Source organism: Vreelandella andesensis (genome assembly GCF_003989795.1).
Classification (GTDB): Bacteria; Pseudomonadota; Gammaproteobacteria; order Pseudomonadales; family Halomonadaceae; genus Vreelandella; species Vreelandella andesensis.
Genome location: NZ_RZHG01000007.1, coordinates 298,729 through 315,971 on the forward strand (window position 1 = coordinate 298,729; position 17,243 = coordinate 315,971).

Here is a 17,243-nt window from a genome sequence, read left to right on the forward strand (position 1 = left end):
GCTAGTGGGTAGTGTGGCCTAAAAGCCTATTGTCCTTCGTTTTTTGGCCTAATTCGTTTTTTGGCTTAAATAGTGGCCCCAGGTAGTCGAGGTGATGGATGCATTACGTTGCGATTGAAGAGAGTCGGCGGGATCTTTTGAAGCAGCTACAAGAGCGATTGGACGCGCGACTGGAGCCTGAACGAGCGGCAGATGTTGAAGCCTTTGCTCGCCACTTCTATGCCACTGTACCGGTGGAAGACTTGGTTGACCGACGCCTGGACGACTTGTATGGAGCCACGCTGTCGATTTGGCAGTTTTTACAGCATCACGATCCCCAAAGCCCCAAGGTGCGCATTTTCAACCCTGATTTTGAAGAGCATGGCTGGCAGTCAACTCACACCTTCGTTGCCGTTCTGCACGAAGATATGCCATTTTTAGTTGATTCAGTACGGATTGAGCTTAATCGTCGCGGACTGACGGTTCATGCTATTCAAAACGCTGTGTTTGCCGTGGCTCGTGATGGCCAACACCAGCTCAACGAACTTGTATCGCCAAGAGATGAAAACGCGCCGGAAGCGCGTGAATCACTGATGGTCATTGAAGTGGATCGACACTCGGATCCTGAATCGCTGACTAAAATTGAGAACAATCTGCAAGAAGTGCTGCGCGACGTTAGAACGGCAGTCAGCGATTTCGACGAGATGTGTGGTCAAATTACGTCGGCTATTCACGAGTTAGAGAAAAACTGCCCGCCGCAAATTGATCCTGATGATCATGAAGAAGCCATCGCGTTTTTAGAGTGGTTGCTTAAGGATAACTTTACGTTCCTGGGTTACGACGAGTACCTACTGGAAGGTAAAGAGCTGCAGCGCGATCCCAACAGTGTTCTGGGTGTTTTCCGCCTTGATCAGCCGCGTTACCGCGAGCGTATCCGCACTGAAGAAGGTATTGATGAGAATGACAACTACGTGCTGGTGCCCCAGCTACTGTCATTTGCTAAAAGCGCTCATCACTCTCGAGTGCATCGTCCCACGTATCCGGATTACATTACCGTTGACCGCTATGACGACGACGGCAATGTGATCGGCGAACGACGCTTCTTTGGCCTGTTCACTGCCACGGTTTACAACGAATCGCCACGCAACATCCCGCTGCTGCGGCGCAAGCTAAAAGCCGTGATGGATATTGCTGGCTTTAACCCACAGGGGCATAACGGCAAGCAGCTGTTGCAGGTGTTGGAAGTATATCCCCGTGATGACCTGTTTCAGATCAGCACGGAGTCCTTGGCCAGCACGGCACTTGGTATTCTCAATATCCGCGAACGTCGTCAAGTGCGCTTGTTTATTCGCGCGGACGTCAGCGGTAAGTTCTACTCCTGCTTAGTATTTGTACCAAGAGACGTGTTCTCTACCGACCTGCGTCAGCGTGCACAAGCGATGTTGTGCGATGAGCTAGACGCTCATTTTGGTGACTTTAATACTTATTTATCCGAGTCGGTACTGGCGCGTATTCAGCTTATTCTGCGCTTTAATGGCGAAGGGCCAAGCCAATATGATCTTAAGCGCTTAGAAATCAAAGTGGCTCGTTTGGCCCGCAGTTGGCGTGATGAGCTCCAAGAAGCCATGATCGAAGGCTTTGGTGAAGAGCGCGCCAACCACCAGATGGATCATTTTCATGATGCATTCTCGGCCAGTTATCGAGAAGATTTCAATGCCCGCACGGCGGTGTTCGATGTTCAGCATCTACTGACCCTCGATAATGGTGACGACCTCTCGCTGTCACTTTATCGGCCCCTGGAAGAGCAGGCAGGCGGTATGAACCTGAAGCTTTTCCATCGCGAAACACAGATTCCGTTGTCTGATGTGTTACCGATGATGGAAAACTTGGGACTGCGCGTTATCGGCGAGCGCCCCTATGACATCAATGCCCCGCAGCAGCGCTATTGGATCCACGACTTTGAGCTTGAACACAGCCGTGAAGGCGTAAATTTAAGCGAAATGCGTGACACCTTCAGCGAAGCGTTTAAGCGTATATGGGCTGGTGAGGCAGATAACGATTCCTTTAACCGATTGATTATTGGTGCTGGTCTCGATTGGCGCGAAGTGGCCATGCTGCGCGGGTACGCCCGTTACCTTAAGCAGATTCGCTTTGGTATGTCGCAGGACTATATTGCGGCAACGTTGGCTAATTACCCCGCCATCACCAAGACGCTTGTTGAACTTTTCCGGCTGCGTTTTGATCCTGAGCAACAGCCAAGCAGTGTAGATGGCTGTATTGCTCGTTTAAACGAGCACCTGGAAGGTGTTGCAAGTCTCAATGATGATCAGTTGCTGCGCCGCTTTATGGAGCTTATCCAAGCGACCCTGCGGACCAACTACTACCAGAAAGCTGATGACGGCCGCTTTAAAGACTACATTTCTTATAAATTGGAGCCGTCGAAAGTCACGGGCATGCCCAAGCCCCGTCCGGCGTTTGAGATTTTTGTTTGTTCGCCTCGCGTAGAAGGTGTTCACCTGCGCGGCGGAAAAGTCGCTCGTGGTGGCTTGCGTTGGTCTGATCGCCACGAAGATTACCGCACCGAGGTGTTGGGCCTGGTAAAAGCCCAGCAGGTGAAGAACGCGGTTATCGTGCCTGTGGGTGCTAAAGGCGGTTTCGTATGTAAACGCATGCCGGAAAATGCTGATCGTGAAACTCAGCAGAAAGAAGGTATCGCTTGTTACAAAATCTTTATCCGCGCGTTGCTAGATGTCACCGACAATCTAGTGGGTGGTGAGGTAGTGCCGCCACAGAGTGTGGTTCGCCATGATGGCGATGATAGCTACCTCGTAGTTGCTGCAGATAAAGGCACAGCAACCTTCTCGGACATCGCGAACGAGATATCTGTCGAGTACGGCCATTGGCTTGGAGATGCCTTTGCCTCCGGCGGTGAGAACGGTTACGACCATAAGAAAATGGCGATTACCGCACGGGGTGCCTGGGAGTCTGTTAAGCGTCACTTCAAAAACCTCGATGTGAATACCCAGCAGGATCTGTTCACGGTAGTGGGTATTGGCGATATGGCCGGTGACGTCTTCGGCAACGGCATGCTGCTGTCGGATAAAATTCAGCTAGTGGGCGCGTTTAACCACCTGCATATTTTTGTCGATCCGAACCCTGATGCGGCGGCTGCCTTTGCCGAGCGCCAGCGCATGTTTAATCTTCCCCGTTCAAGCTGGGAAGACTACAGCACTGAACTGATTTCACAGGGGGGCGGTGTCTTTAGCCGCAGCGCTAAATCAATTCCTATTACCCCTGAAATGCAACAGGTGTTTGGTATCGAAGAATCGCGCCTTTCACCCAACGATCTCATTCGCGCTTTGTTGAAGGCTAAGATTGATCTGTTGTGGAATGGGGGTATCGGTACCTATGTGAAGAGCTCTGACGAAACCGACGCTGACGTAGGTGACAAAGCCAACGATGCGCTGCGTATTAACGGCACTGAATTGAACTGCCGCGTCGTCGGTGAGGGCGGTAACTTGGGCTTGACCCAGCGTGGCCGTATGGAAGCCTCCGCTAAAGGTGTGCGCGTTTATACTGACTTTATCGATAATGCCGGTGGTGTTAACTGCTCTGACCACGAGGTCAATATCAAGATATTGATCGATGAAGTGGTTAAGCGCGGTGATATGACTGATAAGCAGCGTAACCAGCTGTTGGCAGATATGACTGAGGAGGTGGCCGACTTAGTTATTCTTGATAACTATCGCCAAACCCAGGCGTTGGATCTGTCAGAAATACTGTCTCACCAAGGCATGGGCCCATACCGCCGCTTTATCAGTGAACTTGAGTCAGCCGGTCAAATTGATCGTGAGTTAGAGTTCTTGCCTGCTGATGACGTGCTTAAAGAGCGCGCCAGTCACGACCAAGGTATGCGTTTGCCAGAACTATCGGTGCTGATTTCTTACGCGAAAAGCACTCTGAAAGGCGATTTGATTAACTCAGATGTGCCGGATGATCTTTACATTCATCGCCATCTTGAACGCTTGTTCCCAGGGGTGTTGACGGAACGCTACCAGACAGAGATGTATGACCACCGTCTGAAGCGTGAAATTGTTGCTACGCAGGTGGCCAACGATTTGGTTGATCACATGGGTATTGTGTTTGTTCGTCGCCTAATGGACTCTACCGGCGCAGGACGAGCCGATATTGCTCGCGCTTACGTAGTTGCTCGTGATGCATTTAATCTCACGGCTCTGTGGGAGCAGATTGAGGCACTCGATAACCAGGTGCCGAACCGTGTGCAATACTCGATGATGCTGGACCTGATGCGCATGATTCGCCGTGCGACGCGTTGGTTCCTGCGCCAGCACATGGGGCTGTCTACCCAAGATACGATCGAGTACTTCGGCCCACGTCTTGCTCAGCTACAAGAAGGGATTGGTGAGTTGCTCAGCGGCGAAGAGCAGGCGGCCTGGCGTGTGCGTTTTGAGGAGCTAGTAGCGGCGGGTGTGCCTGAAGCACTGGCCTCTACAGTGGCCGCTGCACCTAGTCTCTATGCGGGTTTGGGAATCATTCATGCCGCGCGAGTCACCAATGAGAAACCTCAGCGTGTGGCCGAAGTGTTCTACGAAATCGGCAGCCGTCTAGAACTACCCTGGATGATCCAGCAGGTGACGCAGCTTGAAGTGCGCGATGCGTGGCAGGCACAAGCGCGAGAAACCTTCCGTGACGATATTGATCGCCAGCAACTGGCGCTGACTACCAGTGTCCTGAAATTGGAAGCGGGTAGCCGTGACACCCAAGAGCGTGTCGCCCAGTGGCTTGACCAGCACGCCGAGTTGCACCGCCGCTGGTGCCGCTTGATTGACGAAGTTCGCGGTGGCAGTGAAGGAGGCTTTGCACTCTTTGCCGTCGCTATCCGTGAACTGGTGGATCTAGCTGAAAGTGATAGCGAGTCGTAATTCACACGTTAGCTCTACCTTGTTCGATAAATAACACCACCTACCGCGCCCTTAATCGGAGCGCGGTTTTTTTGCGGTTTTGTTTTGCGGTATTTTTAGAGGAACGTTCTTTTGGAATAGATTTTTGGAACAGTTCTTTGTGAGGTGGTTTTTGGAGATGATTCTGGCAAATAGCCCGTTCACTGCAGCGCCTTTTTCACCGCCCAGCGCTGCGAAGATAAACTGATTTACGCTATACTCTGCGCGCCACGCGCAATGGCGTCTGTTTTTTCACATGTATTGTGCTTGTTCGTATGCTTGATGCCCACTGCTCTGGAGAGCCTCGACGATGTATAACTTCGCCAGTTCGCTGCTGTTTCGACTCGACCCAGAAACATCCCACGGGCTAGCGCTGGGGGCGTTAGATACATTGCATCGTGTGGGCGGTGTGCAGCGGGTATATGGTGCGCCAGTGAATGATCCTGTCGAGCTAATGGGGCTACGTTTTAGTAATCGGGTAGGCCTTGCTGCAGGGTTAGATAAAAACGCCGATCACTTGGATGCGCTAGGGGCGTTGGGCTTTGGGTTTGTAGAAGTAGGTACTGTGACACCCAAAGCGCAGCCAGGCAACCCGAAGCCGCGCCTGTTCCGGCTTGCGAATCACGAAGCGATCATTAACCGCTTTGGATTCAATAACAAAGGGGTTGAGCACCTTGTCGCCCAGGTAAAAAAGCGCCACTACAACGGCGTTGTGGGGATTAATATTGGTAAGAATTTGACCACCGCTGTGGAAGACGCACTCGATGATTACTTGCTTTGTTTAGAGGCGGTGCACGGTGTGGCTGATTATATTGCGGTTAATATTTCCTCCCCCAATACCCCCGGGCTGCGGACACTTCAGTTCGGTGAACAGCTGGATGCGTTGCTAGGGCCGATTCGTTCGCGTAGCCAAACACTGGACGACGCGCTAGGCCGCAAGGTGCCGCTACTAGTTAAAATCGCCCCGGATATGAGCGAGGAAGAGGTTGTTCTGGTGGCCGGAAGTATTGCGCGCAATGCGTTGGATGGCGTGATTGCGACCAATACCACGATCGCTCGCGAGGCAGTAGAGAGCGACCCACAATCACAAGAAGCAGGCGGGCTTTCCGGAAAACCTGTTTTTGAAGCATCAAATAGGGTGATTCGCCTGCTACGTGAGCAATTGCCAGCGCTGCCTATTATCGGTGTGGGTGGGATTGATAGCGGTGAGGCAGCTGCCGCTAAAATTGCCGCTGGCGCAGACCTCGTTCAGCTTTATTCAGGACTGATCTATCAAGGGCCTGGGTTAGTGAAAGCGTGTGTCTCGGCCCTTAAAAACCTTGGCTCTTAAAAGCTTTGGCTCTTAAAAGCTTTGGCTCTTAAAAACTCTGGCTCTTCAAAACCTGGGAGTTTTTAAAAAAAGTAATAAAAAAGCCCGTTGTCAGCGGGCTCAGTACTCCAAATGTAATGTTTAAAAGGTAACTACTAGGTCATCACCATGGGGTTTTTATGAATGCCGGAGACGCCGGTCATTCCATCCCACTGATCCCCGCGACCTTCACGCCAACCACTCATCCAATACTCGCGTAAATTGATATCTTGACTAGGGCAATCATCTCGGGAGCGACCCGAAATGCCCGCTTTATAGCCGTGAACATAAGCCCGTTGGATGCGATCACGTTTTTGTCGTTTCATTGGCTAACCTCTTTTCACGAAAGCCTTTGATAAGAAAAGCAGACTGGGCAAAAATGCTACATTTGCAGCAGTGCTATTTCGATAGATGACTTCTACTTCTACGAGTACGAGCCGCCACTCAGCACTAGTGCCTAGCACTCACGTGCTGAACGGGCAGAGCGGCAGGCTCGACAAGCTAGGAATCTTGAAAGCAAATTGCTAGCAGAATCCTGACAAACAACGCATGCGTTTTTCAGTAGCTACACTCTTATTGTTAGCTCATGATGGGGTCACTTGTCGACCATCAAATTGTCATAAGACGTAAACTCATTTGCCATATATAGGAATATCGCGCTCTTACGCGCGGCGATAAACATGACCGAGTCGAGCCAAACTGTCCCCTTAAACCTCCTTGCCACCTGTCCTAAAGGCATTGAAGGCCTTTTAGCTGATGAGCTTTCAGCACTAGGTGCCGAGCCAGGTAAAACTACCGTGGCGGGCGTTTATTTTTCCGCCAATTTAGATACTGCCTATCGCGTATGTTTATGGTCGCGATTGGCTAACCGCATTGTTTTGCTGCTGGCCCGGGAGCCGATGATTGAAACAGCCGAACAGGTGCGTGATGTGGTTGCCCGACTTCCCTGGACGCAACACTTAGCCCCTGGCAAAACCTTGACGGTGGATTTCCATGGCCGCAGCGACCACATTCGCCACACCCGGTTTGGTGCTCAAACGGTAAAAGACGGTGTTGTTGATTCCCTGCAGTTGGCTGGCCAGGAGCGCCCGAATGTCGATACGAAAACGCCCGACCTGCGCATCTATGCCCACCTACATCGTGCTAACTTAAGCCTGGGTATCGACCTGTCTGGTGAAAGTTTGCACCGCCGTGGCTACCGTCGTGATGTTGGTCATGCACCGCTAAAAGAGAACTTGGCAGCTGCGTTGCTGGTGCGTGCAGGTTGGCCCGAACGAGCAAAAGCCGGTGAGCCGCTGATCGACCCCTTATGCGGTGCAGGCACGTTGCTAATTGAAGCGGCGCTAATGGCCGCCGACCAAGCGCCTAACCTCAATCGAGAGCGCTTTGGTTTTCAGGGCTGGGCAGGGCACGACGAGCCGCTGTGGAAAGAGCTGCAGCGCGAAGCACAGGCGCGGGCTTCTATTGGCCGTAAACGCTGTAAAACAACGCTAGTAGGCTTTGATCAAAGCCCAGCGGCGCTGACTGCGGCAAACGCTAACGCCATGCGTGCGGGCATTCCTGCGCTAATTACCTTGCATGGGCAGAGCCTCAGCCAGTTAACAAGGCCAGAGACAATGACCGCCGAGCGTGGGTTATTGATCACCAACCCGCCTTATGGCGAGCGCTTAGGTGAATTGCCCGAATTGGTGCGTTTGTATGCCCAGTTAGGGGAAAAGGCGAAAGCACTGTTTCCAGGCTGGACGCTGGCGCTGTTTACTGGCAACCCCGACTTGGGCCACCGCCTGGGGCTACGTGCGCATAAACAGTATGCGCTGAAAAACGGTGCGTTGGATGCCAAGCTGCTGTTGATGGAGATTGCCAATCACGGGGCAAACCAGACAGATAATGACAGCGACTCAACAACGTCAGAAAGCGCTGGAGTGGCGCAGAAAGAGCGTGTTGGCGCTAAGGCGTCTGTGACTGAAAATGCCCAAATGTTTGCCAATCGTCTGGCAAAAAACCAAAAACGTCTAAAAAAGTGGCTTAAGACGAGCGGTGTAACGTGCTACCGTGTTTACGATGCAGATATGCCGGAATACGCGCTGGCAGTCGACCGTTACGGTGACCGAGTGCACGTTCAAGAGTATGCGGCACCAAGCTCAATCAATCCCGCCCAGGCCCAAAAGCGCCTGTTTGATGCCCTGGAAGTACTGCCAGACGCTCTCGACGTTAATCCAAGTAATATTTATATAAAGCGTCGTGAGCGGCAAACTGGCAATGCTCAGTATCAGAAGCGTGATGCCAGTGGCGAACGCTTTGAAGTGCAAGAAGGAGACGCCCGATTGTGGGTGAATCTGCGTGACTACTTGGATACTGGTCTGTTTTTAGACCATCGGCCAGTGCGTCGGATGCTCAACGAAATGGCCAGCGGTAAGCGCTTCCTAAACCTATTTTGCTACACTGCGACGGCAACCGTGCAGGCAGCTTTAGGGGGAGCAAGCGACAGCGTCAGCGTTGATATGTCCAATACCTATCTTGAGTGGGCGAGAGATAACTTTGCCCTGAACAAGCTCGATCTAAGGCTGCACCGCGTGGTGCGCGATGACTGTTTCCGCTGGCTGGAAACAGCTAACGCTGAGTTTGACCTGATCTTTATGGATCCGCCGACGTTTTCTAACTCCAAGAAAATGCGCGATACCCTGGATGTGCAGCGTGATCACCCACGGTTAGTAGAGCTCGCCATGGCACGCCTTGCCCCCGGCGGTACGCTGGTATTCTCAAACAACCAGCGACGCTTCAAGCTGGATGAGGCGCTTAGCGAGCGTTACGCCGTGGACGATATTACGTCGCGCACCTTTGATCCGGATTTCCAGCGCCGAACTAATCTGCATCATGTGTTTTTGCTACGCCATAAAGCGCAAGGGTAAAAAGGGCACCGGTTATGATTCAGCTGTCGATTTATACAACGTTGGGCTGCCATTTATGCGCTCAGTTAGAAGCGCTGGTGGTAACGTTGGCGAACCAAAAAGTATTGCTTCATCATATTGAAATAAGCGACGACGATACGCTGGTAGAGCGCTACGGCGTTCGCATTCCGGTCTTAGTGGATAGTAACGGAGAAGAGCTGGATCGAGGCTTCGACCTTGAGCGGCTAAGCGCTTGGTTACGAGCGCGCGGCTGGTTGGATGACACTGCGCTTGCTGCACTCACGACACCGCCAGAAAATGCGCCGCCAGTTGGCACGCATCAGCGTAATGGGCGGCGTTTCCTGGGATAGCCCTTGAGAGTTCTTGAGAGTTCTTTGATGCGCTTAAAGCGCATCAAGTAGCGATAACTGCCGCATGGCCTCTTGTCCCTCGGGTGTATGATCCGCTGCCTCTAGCACCTTGCGAAAACCCCGCGAGGTCTGGATGGTGGCTTCATCTTTCATCCACATTTGTGCTTGCTCCAGGGTGTCTGCCAGCTGGTGCTTAAGTCCGCCAAACTGGGTGCCTATTTGCCCCCAGGCGCGGCTGAAAATCCAGTCGCCAAACATATCCTGGTGAATGTGCACCAACACATAGTCATGGTCGGTTTCCCAGCGTACGATCACACCTATCTCCCTAACTGTTGCTTGATCACGCCTGCGCAGCAAGACGTTGCGGGCGTATTGTAAAGCCCGGATACGAAAACGCCTATGAAACTTGTTGTCGACGCCAATATACCCGCTGCTGAGGCCTGCTTTGGGCGTGCTGGCACGTTGCACCGTTTGCCAGGGCGTGACATTCGTCCCGCTGATGTCGCCGATGCCGATGCGCTGATCGTGCGCTCGATTACTCAGGTAAACCAAGCGCTGCTGGCACAAAGCGCGGTTCGCTTTGTCGGTACTTGCACCATTGGCACCGACCATATTGATCGCGCTTTATTAAGCGAGCGTGGCATCGGCTTTGCCAGTGCCCCCGGCTGCAATGCCGACGCCGTGGTGGATTACGTGCTGAGCAGCCTGCTGTTGGTGAGTGAGCGAGAAGGGTGGTCGTTGCTGGAACGCAAGATCGGTATCGTGGGAGCTGGCAATGTGGGCAGCCGTTTGCAGCAGCGCTTGCAAGCACTAGATGTGGAAACCTTAGTGTGTGATCCACCTCGCGCAGAAACAGAGCGCGCTCAAAAAGAACGTGTTGCCGCTGGAAGAGCGAGTCAGTTTGTCTCGTTGGATAGCGTGATCGAACACTGCGATGTAGTGTGCTTGCATACGCCCCTGGTGAAAGAAGGCCCCCATGCCACGTATCAACTGCTTAATGCCGAGCGCATTAATGACCTATCCCCAGGAACAGTGCTGCTAAACGCTGGGCGCGGCGACTGCATTGACGGGCTAGCACTACGCAGCCGCTTAGCGGGTAAAGGCGATATCACCGCTATTCTGGATGTCTGGGAAGATGAACCGGAGATAGACGCAGCGCTGCGCGACCTGGCGGCGATGGCGACACCGCATATTGCAGGGCATAGCCTTGATGGCAAGTTGCGCGGTACGTGGATGATTCAGCAGGCGCTGTCCCAACATGTTGGTCTCACTAGTGACATTGACTTTAATATACTCTGTCCATCACCTGCATTGTCAGCGATAACGCTGCAACAAGCGCTGCCAATAGAAGACGCGCTTCGGCTATGCACCCGCGCGGTTTACGATGTGCGCCGTGACCACGATGCGTTGCAGCGGCAAGTCATTCATCTCGGCGTTAAAAAAGGCTTTGACCACTGCCGAGCAAACTACCCATTACGTCGAGAGTTTGCCACGTTGCGCGTCTTTTTAGAAAACGACGCGGCGGTATTAGAAGCACCGTTGCTAGCGGCGGGTTTTCAAGTGCGCTGTGTCTAGTTGTGTAATGATTTAACCAACAAGACCCGCCAATGCGGGCCTTGTTGGTTACGTGTCTAGCGAAAATGCGTTTACTGACGGTAAGCCGCTTCTTTTAAAGCGCGAATACGATCGTCCAACGGCGGGTGGCTGGCAAACAGCTGCTCAACCAACGAGCGGGTTTGGCCTTTGGTGATCGCCATTGCGCGAAGGGTGTCGGGCATTTGGTCAGGCATTTCAGTTTCTGCTTTTAGACGTGCCAATGCATTCACCATCGCGCCGGTGCCCGCCAAGCGTGCGCCTGCCTCATCAGCGCGGTATTCACGATAACGTGAGAACCAGGCAACGATGGCCGAGGCAACAATGCCAAAGACGATTTCTGCCACGATAACTACGGCAAAGTAACCCATGAACCCTAGGCCGCCTTCGCCGTCAGTGCGGCTTTTCAAGAAACCATCGATCAACTGGGCAACGACTCGAGCAAAGAACATAACAAAGGTATTCACCACGCCTTGAATTAGCGCCAGCGTTACCATATCGCCGTTGGCCACGTGGCCAATTTCATGGGCCAGCACCGCGCGTACTTCTTCAGGGCGCATACGGTTAAGTAGGCCCGCAGATACCGCGACGAGCGCATCGTCTTTGTTCCATCCAGTGGCAAAGGCATTAGACTGCTGCGCGGGGAAAATACCCACTTCTGGTGTTTTAATGCCCGCTTCGCGTGAAAGTTCGGCCACTGTATCCAACAGCCATTGCTCTGTTGAATTTGATGGTGTTTCAATAATTACGGTGCCGGTCGAGCGCTTTGCCATCCACTTGGAAATAAACAGCGATATCAGCGAGCCAACCATGCCAAAGATAAAGCAGAAGATCAGCAGGCTAGTAAAGTTGATGCCCTGACTGCTCAGGTAACTTTCTACCCCAAACAGTCGCAGCGTTAAGCTGGCCACCAGCAACACCGCTAAGTTAGTGGCTAAAAACAGCACAATTCGCATCATGGTGTGGGTTCTCCCTCAAAGGTCATTAAAAAGCGTTAGTGGAATGACGTTTTAGATACGTGCTGTTAATGACAGTTTCAAGTCACCGTTTTTATTGGCGATAGCGTGACAAGAAATTAGCAAAGCGATCAAGCGCATCACCGAGCTGGTCAGCCCATGGTAAGGTGACAATGCGTACGTGATCCGGTTCGGGCCAGTTAAACGCAGTGCCTTGCACCAGTAGAATTTTTTCCTGGAGCAGTAAGTCCAGCACCAGCTGTTGGTCATCCTTAATGTTAAACACCTTGGGGTCTAAGCGGGGGAAGGCGTAGAGCGCACCTTTAGGTGTCACGCAAGAAACACCGGGAATGGCGTTAAGCTTTTCGACCGTGATGTCCCGCTGAGCCAATAGTCGGCCGCCAGGCAGAATCAAATCATTGATTGATTGATAACCACCCAGTGCGGTTTGGATGGCATGCTGAGCAGGCACGTTTGCGCACAGGCGCATCGAGGCCAGCATCGTTAGCCCCTGTATAAAATCTTTTGCGCGCTGCTTGGCAAGCGTGCCGGAAATGGTCATCCAACCTGAACGAAAGCCTGCACAGCGATAACTTTTTGATAACCCATTCATGGTAATGACCAGTTGGTCATCATCAGCCAATGCCCCGGTGGCTGTATGTTCTACACCGTCGTAGAGAATCTTGTCGTAGATTTCATCAGAAAAAACGACGAGATTGTGCTCTTTGGCAATATCCAGTACTTCCCGCACTACTTCAGGCGGGTAAACCGCGCCGGTAGGGTTGTTTGGGTTGATAATTACAATGGCCCGGGTGCGGCTGGTAACGTTGGCGCGAATATCCGCCATATCAGGTGCCCAGTCAGCCTGCTCATCGCAAAGGTAATGAACACCGTGCCCGCCGGATAAATGCGCTGCAGCGGTCCATAGCGGGTAGTCGGGGGCAGGAATCAGAACCTCATCGCCATCGTTTAACAACGCCTGCATGGCCATCACGATCAGCTCGGAAACGCCATTGCCGATATAAATATCTTCGATACCGACCCCAGGGATTTGTTTACGTTGGCACTCTTGCATGATCGCCTTACGTGCCGAGTAAAGACCTTTAGAATCACAGTAGCCCTGGGCGGTGGGCAGGTTGCGCATCACGTCTTGAAGGATTTCTTCCGGTGCTTCAAAGCCAAACGGCGCTGGGTTGCCAATATTAAGCTTTAAAACTCGCTGGCCTTCTTCTTCCAGGCGCTTGGCATGGTCAAGCACTGGGCCACGGATGTCGTAACAGACGTTATGCAGTTTGTGCGATTTTTTTAGCGTGTGTGATTCAGTAGGTTGCGGGGTTTCCATGGGGGTTGTTATCCAAAATGTCCTGTGGCCGTGAGTGTTGCCGATGATTAGCTCATTATGCGTCGGATTGTAGGTGGCTGTCTTCGTTGTTTTGTATCGGCGGCGGTGGAATATCGCTAGGGGTTTCTAAGGTAAGCCTACCGAGTTTTCCATCGCGTAGCTCGTGAAGCAGTACCTCAGCGCCGCGATGTATGTCGACTTCGCCACCGGGGCGTAAGCCGCCGCGTTTGCCGGCAATCTCTTTCAAAATGGCATGGCCGTCAAAACCTGCAATGGCTAAGAAATCCGGCTTCTGTGGGCCATCAGCATCCACCTCTTGCGTGACGGGCGCTTCATAAGTCGGTAGCGCCTTTAGCTTATAGCGGGCGATTAACTCTGCAGGATATCGCTTGGCAAGTTCTGCGCTGGTGATGATAGCCACATCGGTATATTCAATGGCGGTATCACGAATCGCACCGCTGGCCGCCAAACGATAGGCGCTGGCTTGGTCTTCAATTTTTGGCCATAGCACTCCAGGGGTGTCGATCAACGCAACGCGGCCGTCGATACGTACCTTTTGCTGGCGCTTGGTGACGGCCGGTTCATTGCCAGTTTTAGCAATTTTACGGCCAGCAAGCCCGTTGATCAGCGTTGACTTCCCTACGTTGGGGATGCCCATTACCATCACACGCACGTCCCGATCAGCGCGCACCGCGCCGGCCAATTCATGACACAGTTTAGGGATTTTTTTTAATTCGCGAATGTTCGTAGTGGTAACCGCCAAGGCGCGGGTATCTTCTTGAGCATCGAAAAAAGCCACCCATTCAGCGGTACGCTCTGGGTCGGCCAAATCTGCTCGCGACAAAATTTTCAACACCGGCTTATGGCGAGTCAGCTCGGCCAGCATAGGGTTGGCGCTGGAGTAGGGCAGGCGCGCGTCAAGTACTTCAATCACGACGTCAATTTCGGGCAGCGCGTCCTTAATCTGGCGGCGGGCCTTGTTCATATGTCCGGGGAACCAGCCGAGCATGAGTCTCTCCTAATTAGCGCAACACAAATACAAGCACGAAAAACGGGCGTAAAAAAGCGGGCTGCCATTCTAACAGATGGCGCCCGCCTTTCTGGTATTGATCGAGGATTTAGTGACGATTACTCGTCAGGGTGAAATTCCAATGACACCGAATTGATGCAGTAGCGTAAACCGGTTGTATCTGGGGGGCCATCAGGAAACACGTGACCCAAATGGGCATCGCAGCGCGAGCAAACAACTTCATTACGCCGCATGCCGTGTGAGGTGTCGCTATGCTCTTCGACGCAGCGCATTCCCAGCGGGCGATCAAAGCTTGGCCAGCCGCAGCCCGAATCAAACTTATGTTCGTTTTCAAACAGTGGTGCATTGCAGCACACACAGTGGTAAATACCTTGGGCATCGCTGACCTGATGATCGCCCGTGAAGGGTCGCTCAGTGCCTTTCTCACGCGCCACACGGTACTGTTCCGGGGTGAGTTGCTTGCGCCATTCATCGGGGGATTTTTCTATTTTCGCCATGGGGGTCTCCTCTCTCTGGTTACCGTTAAGCAGAGGCTTGTTAAGCAGGCTAGCGTATCACTACGTAAAGTGACAGTAGATAACCTGCCCAGGTTCAGCAGGTGTGAAAGGTAAGGAAGCTGTCAGTATGGTGTTTACACGCTAGCCGCGCCCCCGTTGCTGCGGGGGTCATGGGCGCTTTCTATTAAGCCATCTGGGTGCCGAACGATGCCGCCCGCGTGGCCCATGGTGTCGCTAAAGGCCTCTGTAATGACCTCGACATCGTGCCCGGCAGTGGCAAGGGCGGCAACCAAGTGATCGTCAAAGCGATCTTCCAACTTTAGATTGGTGCTGGATTCTCCCCAGGTGCGCCCTAGTAGCCAGCGCGGAGCAGTCACTGCTTGCTGAAGTGGCATGCCGTGCAAAGCATAGCGAGAGAAAACTGCAGCCTGGGTTTGTGGTTGGCCTTCGCCCCCCATGGTGCCGTATACCATGGTGCGGCCATCGTTAAAGGTAGCGAGTGCCGGGTTAAGCGTATGGAAAGGCTTGCGGCCTGGGGCAAGGCCACGCAAATCATCTTTGTTCAGCGAGAAGCTAATGCCGCGGTTTTGCCACAGTACGCCGCTTTCCGGCAACACTACGCCGCTGCCAAATTCCCAGTAGATGCTTTGAATAAAGCTGACCGAACGGCCCTCACTATCAACGGTGCCCATCCAAATAGTATCGCCAGGGGCGGGTTCATGGGGCCATGGGAGGGCCTGGGTGGCGTTGATTTCAGCGGCCTCTTCGCTAATACGCTCTTCGCTTAGCAACTGTTGCAGGGGAACAGGCACGCGACGAGGGTCGGTCACATAGCGATCACGCAACAAAAAGGCCCGCTTGGTCGCTTCAATAAGGCCATGCAGGTGATCAAAGCCGTTCGGCTCAGCAGCTTTAATGCGTTCGTAAATACCCAAAATCATCAGCGATGCCATGCCTTGGGTCGGGGCTGGCAGATTGTAGAGCGTGGCATCTTGCAGACGTACATTAAGAGGAGTGACCTGCTGCGCCTGATAGGCGTGGAAATCGTCTAATCGAAGCGGGCTGCCAAGCGCTTCTAGGTCGCGCGCCATGCTAGCGGCAAGTTCGCCTCGGTAAAAGTCATCCAGCCCGGCGCTTGCTAGTCGTTTTAGAGTGGTCGCCAGTCGTGGTTGGCGAAGGCGCTGGCCTTCCCGAGGCACTTGGCCGTCAATCAGCAGTGCGTCGTTAAAGCCAGGGCTTTCGCTTAGTCGCGCCAGGTGTTTGGCGGTCAATGTTTCTTGGCTCTGGGTAACGGCCACACCCTCATCAGCGTGGCGAATGGCATCGCTTAGCAGGGTGGAAAGTGGTAGTGAATCTCCCCAGTTGGCGGCTACCTTTAACGCTTCCTGCCAGCCACTGATGGTGCCCGCCATGGTGAGTGCGGCCTTTGGTCCACGCTCAGGAATACTCGTTTCACCAGGATAAAAATCGCTGTTAGCAAGCCCAGCAGCGGGGCCGCTGGCATCAATGGCAATAGGGGCTTTGCCGGGTTCGTGAATGAGCCAAAAACCGTCACCGCCTAGCGCGTTCATATGTGGGTACACCACAGCAATCGCAGCCGCTGCGGCGACCATTGCCTCTACTGCATTGCCACCCTGTTTCAACACATCACGCCCTGCGCTTGCGGCAAGGTGATGAGGGGCAACACAGCTGCCGCCGTAACTACGTTGGGTGTGTAGCATCTTCAATTCCTTTGTTATTGGTTAGGGGATTACCAGCCGATGGCAGGTAGCCAGATAAGCCACGTGATTGTTGATAAGGTAGCAAGTCGCACGCCGTAAAATCGATTTTATTTTAGATATAAGATTTTTATGGCATTTGGTAAATGTTGAACACTAGTTGTTACACTTAAAAAGACGCGTTTTGATTCATTAATGCACCGGCTTCGATCATCTCGATGGCATCATTTTTCCCCGGTGAAAACGTTTTGATTTCAGGCTGCTTGACAGCCCGAGGCGGGCTGAGTAATATACGCGCCACCTCGATGAGGTAAGGAAACGTCCCATTCGTCTAGTGGTCTAGGACACCGCCCTTTCACGGCGGTAACAGGGGTTCGAACCCCCTATGGGACGCCACTCACATCATCAGGTTATCGGGAATGCGGGAATAGCTCAGTGGTAGAGCATCGCCTTGCCAAGGCGAGGGTCGAGAGTTCGAATCTCTTTTCCCGCTCCAAGCATTTTCAAGTGCTTACAGTGTCCCATTCGTCTAGTGGTCTAGGACACCGCCCTTTCACGGC

Annotated in this window: 12 protein-coding genes and 2 tRNA genes; 7 read left to right on the forward strand and 7 right to left on the reverse strand. The window is 53.0% G+C overall.

Translation table 11 applies throughout. From position 1 onward, the window contains the following. The first annotated feature begins 98 nt into the window (after positions 1-98). Together ELY33_RS03900 and ELY33_RS03905 are read left to right on the forward strand one after the other, a co-directional pair. Positions 99-4,922, forward strand: coding sequence for an NAD-glutamate dehydrogenase (locus ELY33_RS03900; RefSeq protein ID WP_126944226.1), 4,824 nt, complete (start codon positions 99-101; stop codon positions 4,920-4,922). Between the two features lie 328 nt (positions 4,923-5,250). Beyond that, complete coding sequence (locus tag ELY33_RS03905; protein WP_126944229.1) at positions 5,251-6,270, forward strand: quinone-dependent dihydroorotate dehydrogenase; 1,020 nt, start codon at positions 5,251-5,253, stop codon at positions 6,268-6,270. Between the two features lie 134 nt (positions 6,271-6,404). On the opposite strand, the gene rmf is transcribed toward ELY33_RS03905, so the two are convergent. Continuing rightward, positions 6,405-6,614 (reverse strand): ribosome modulation factor, encoded by a 210-nt coding sequence (gene rmf / locus ELY33_RS03910; protein WP_126944232.1) that lies wholly within the window; start codon positions 6,612-6,614, stop codon positions 6,405-6,407. Positions 6,615-6,968: 354 nt separating this feature from the next. On the opposite strand from rmf, the gene rlmKL reads away from it, so the two are divergent. Continuing rightward, complete coding sequence (gene rlmKL / locus ELY33_RS03915) at positions 6,969-9,197, forward strand: bifunctional 23S rRNA (guanine(2069)-N(7))-methyltransferase RlmK/23S rRNA (guanine(2445)-N(2))-methyltransferase RlmL (RefSeq protein ID WP_126944235.1); 2,229 nt, start codon at positions 6,969-6,971, stop codon at positions 9,195-9,197. A 14-nt stretch (positions 9,198-9,211) separates the two neighbouring features. Beyond that, positions 9,212-9,547, forward strand: coding sequence for a glutaredoxin family protein (locus ELY33_RS03920; RefSeq protein WP_126944238.1), 336 nt, complete (start codon positions 9,212-9,214; stop codon positions 9,545-9,547). A 33-nt stretch (positions 9,548-9,580) separates the two neighbouring features. Here ELY33_RS03920 and ELY33_RS03925 read toward each other — a convergent pair whose 3' ends face one another. Beyond that, positions 9,581-9,862, reverse strand: coding sequence for a WGR domain-containing protein (locus tag ELY33_RS03925; protein ID WP_126944241.1), 282 nt, complete (start codon positions 9,860-9,862; stop codon positions 9,581-9,583). An 84-nt stretch (positions 9,863-9,946) separates the two neighbouring features. Here ELY33_RS03925 and pdxB point away from each other — a divergent pair, with 84 nt between their 5' ends. Continuing rightward, entirely contained in the window at positions 9,947-11,122 is a 1,176-nt protein-coding gene (gene pdxB / locus ELY33_RS03930; RefSeq protein ID WP_126944244.1) for a 4-phosphoerythronate dehydrogenase PdxB, read from the forward strand. Positions 11,123-11,193: 71 nt separating this feature from the next. Here pdxB and htpX read toward each other — a convergent pair whose 3' ends face one another. The 5 genes from htpX to ELY33_RS03955 all read right to left on the reverse strand — a co-directional run bounded on the left by htpX (position 11,194) and on the right by ELY33_RS03955 (position 16,686). Then, positions 11,194-12,099: a protease HtpX gene (gene htpX, locus ELY33_RS03935; protein ID WP_126944247.1), complete on the reverse strand. Its 906-nt coding sequence runs from the start codon at positions 12,097-12,099 to the stop codon at positions 11,194-11,196. 91 nt (positions 12,100-12,190) lie between these two features. Next, complete coding sequence (locus ELY33_RS03940) at positions 12,191-13,438, reverse strand: pyridoxal phosphate-dependent aminotransferase (RefSeq protein ID WP_126944250.1); 1,248 nt, start codon at positions 13,436-13,438, stop codon at positions 12,191-12,193. A gap of 55 nt (positions 13,439-13,493) precedes the next feature. Next, a complete protein-coding gene (gene ylqF / locus ELY33_RS03945) occupies positions 13,494-14,447 on the reverse strand; it encodes a ribosome biogenesis GTPase YlqF (protein WP_126944253.1) in 954 nt (317 codons plus the stop codon). 119 nt (positions 14,448-14,566) lie between these two features. Next, positions 14,567-14,965, reverse strand: a complete 399-nt coding sequence (gene msrB / locus ELY33_RS03950; RefSeq protein ID WP_126944256.1) for a peptide-methionine (R)-S-oxide reductase MsrB — start codon at positions 14,963-14,965, stop codon at positions 14,567-14,569. Between the two features lie 134 nt (positions 14,966-15,099). Beyond that, positions 15,100-16,686 carry a gamma-glutamyltransferase family protein gene (locus ELY33_RS03955; protein WP_126944259.1) on the reverse strand — a complete coding sequence of 529 codons (1,587 nt, stop codon included), beginning with the start codon at positions 16,684-16,686 and terminating at the stop codon, positions 15,100-15,102. Between the two features lie 317 nt (positions 16,687-17,003). Here ELY33_RS03955 and ELY33_RS03960 point away from each other — a divergent pair. Next, positions 17,004-17,079, forward strand: a tRNA-Glu gene (locus ELY33_RS03960). 25 nt (positions 17,080-17,104) lie between these two features. Then, a tRNA-Gly gene (locus tag ELY33_RS03965) sits at positions 17,105-17,179 on the forward strand. Positions 17,180-17,243 lie beyond the last annotated feature (64 nt).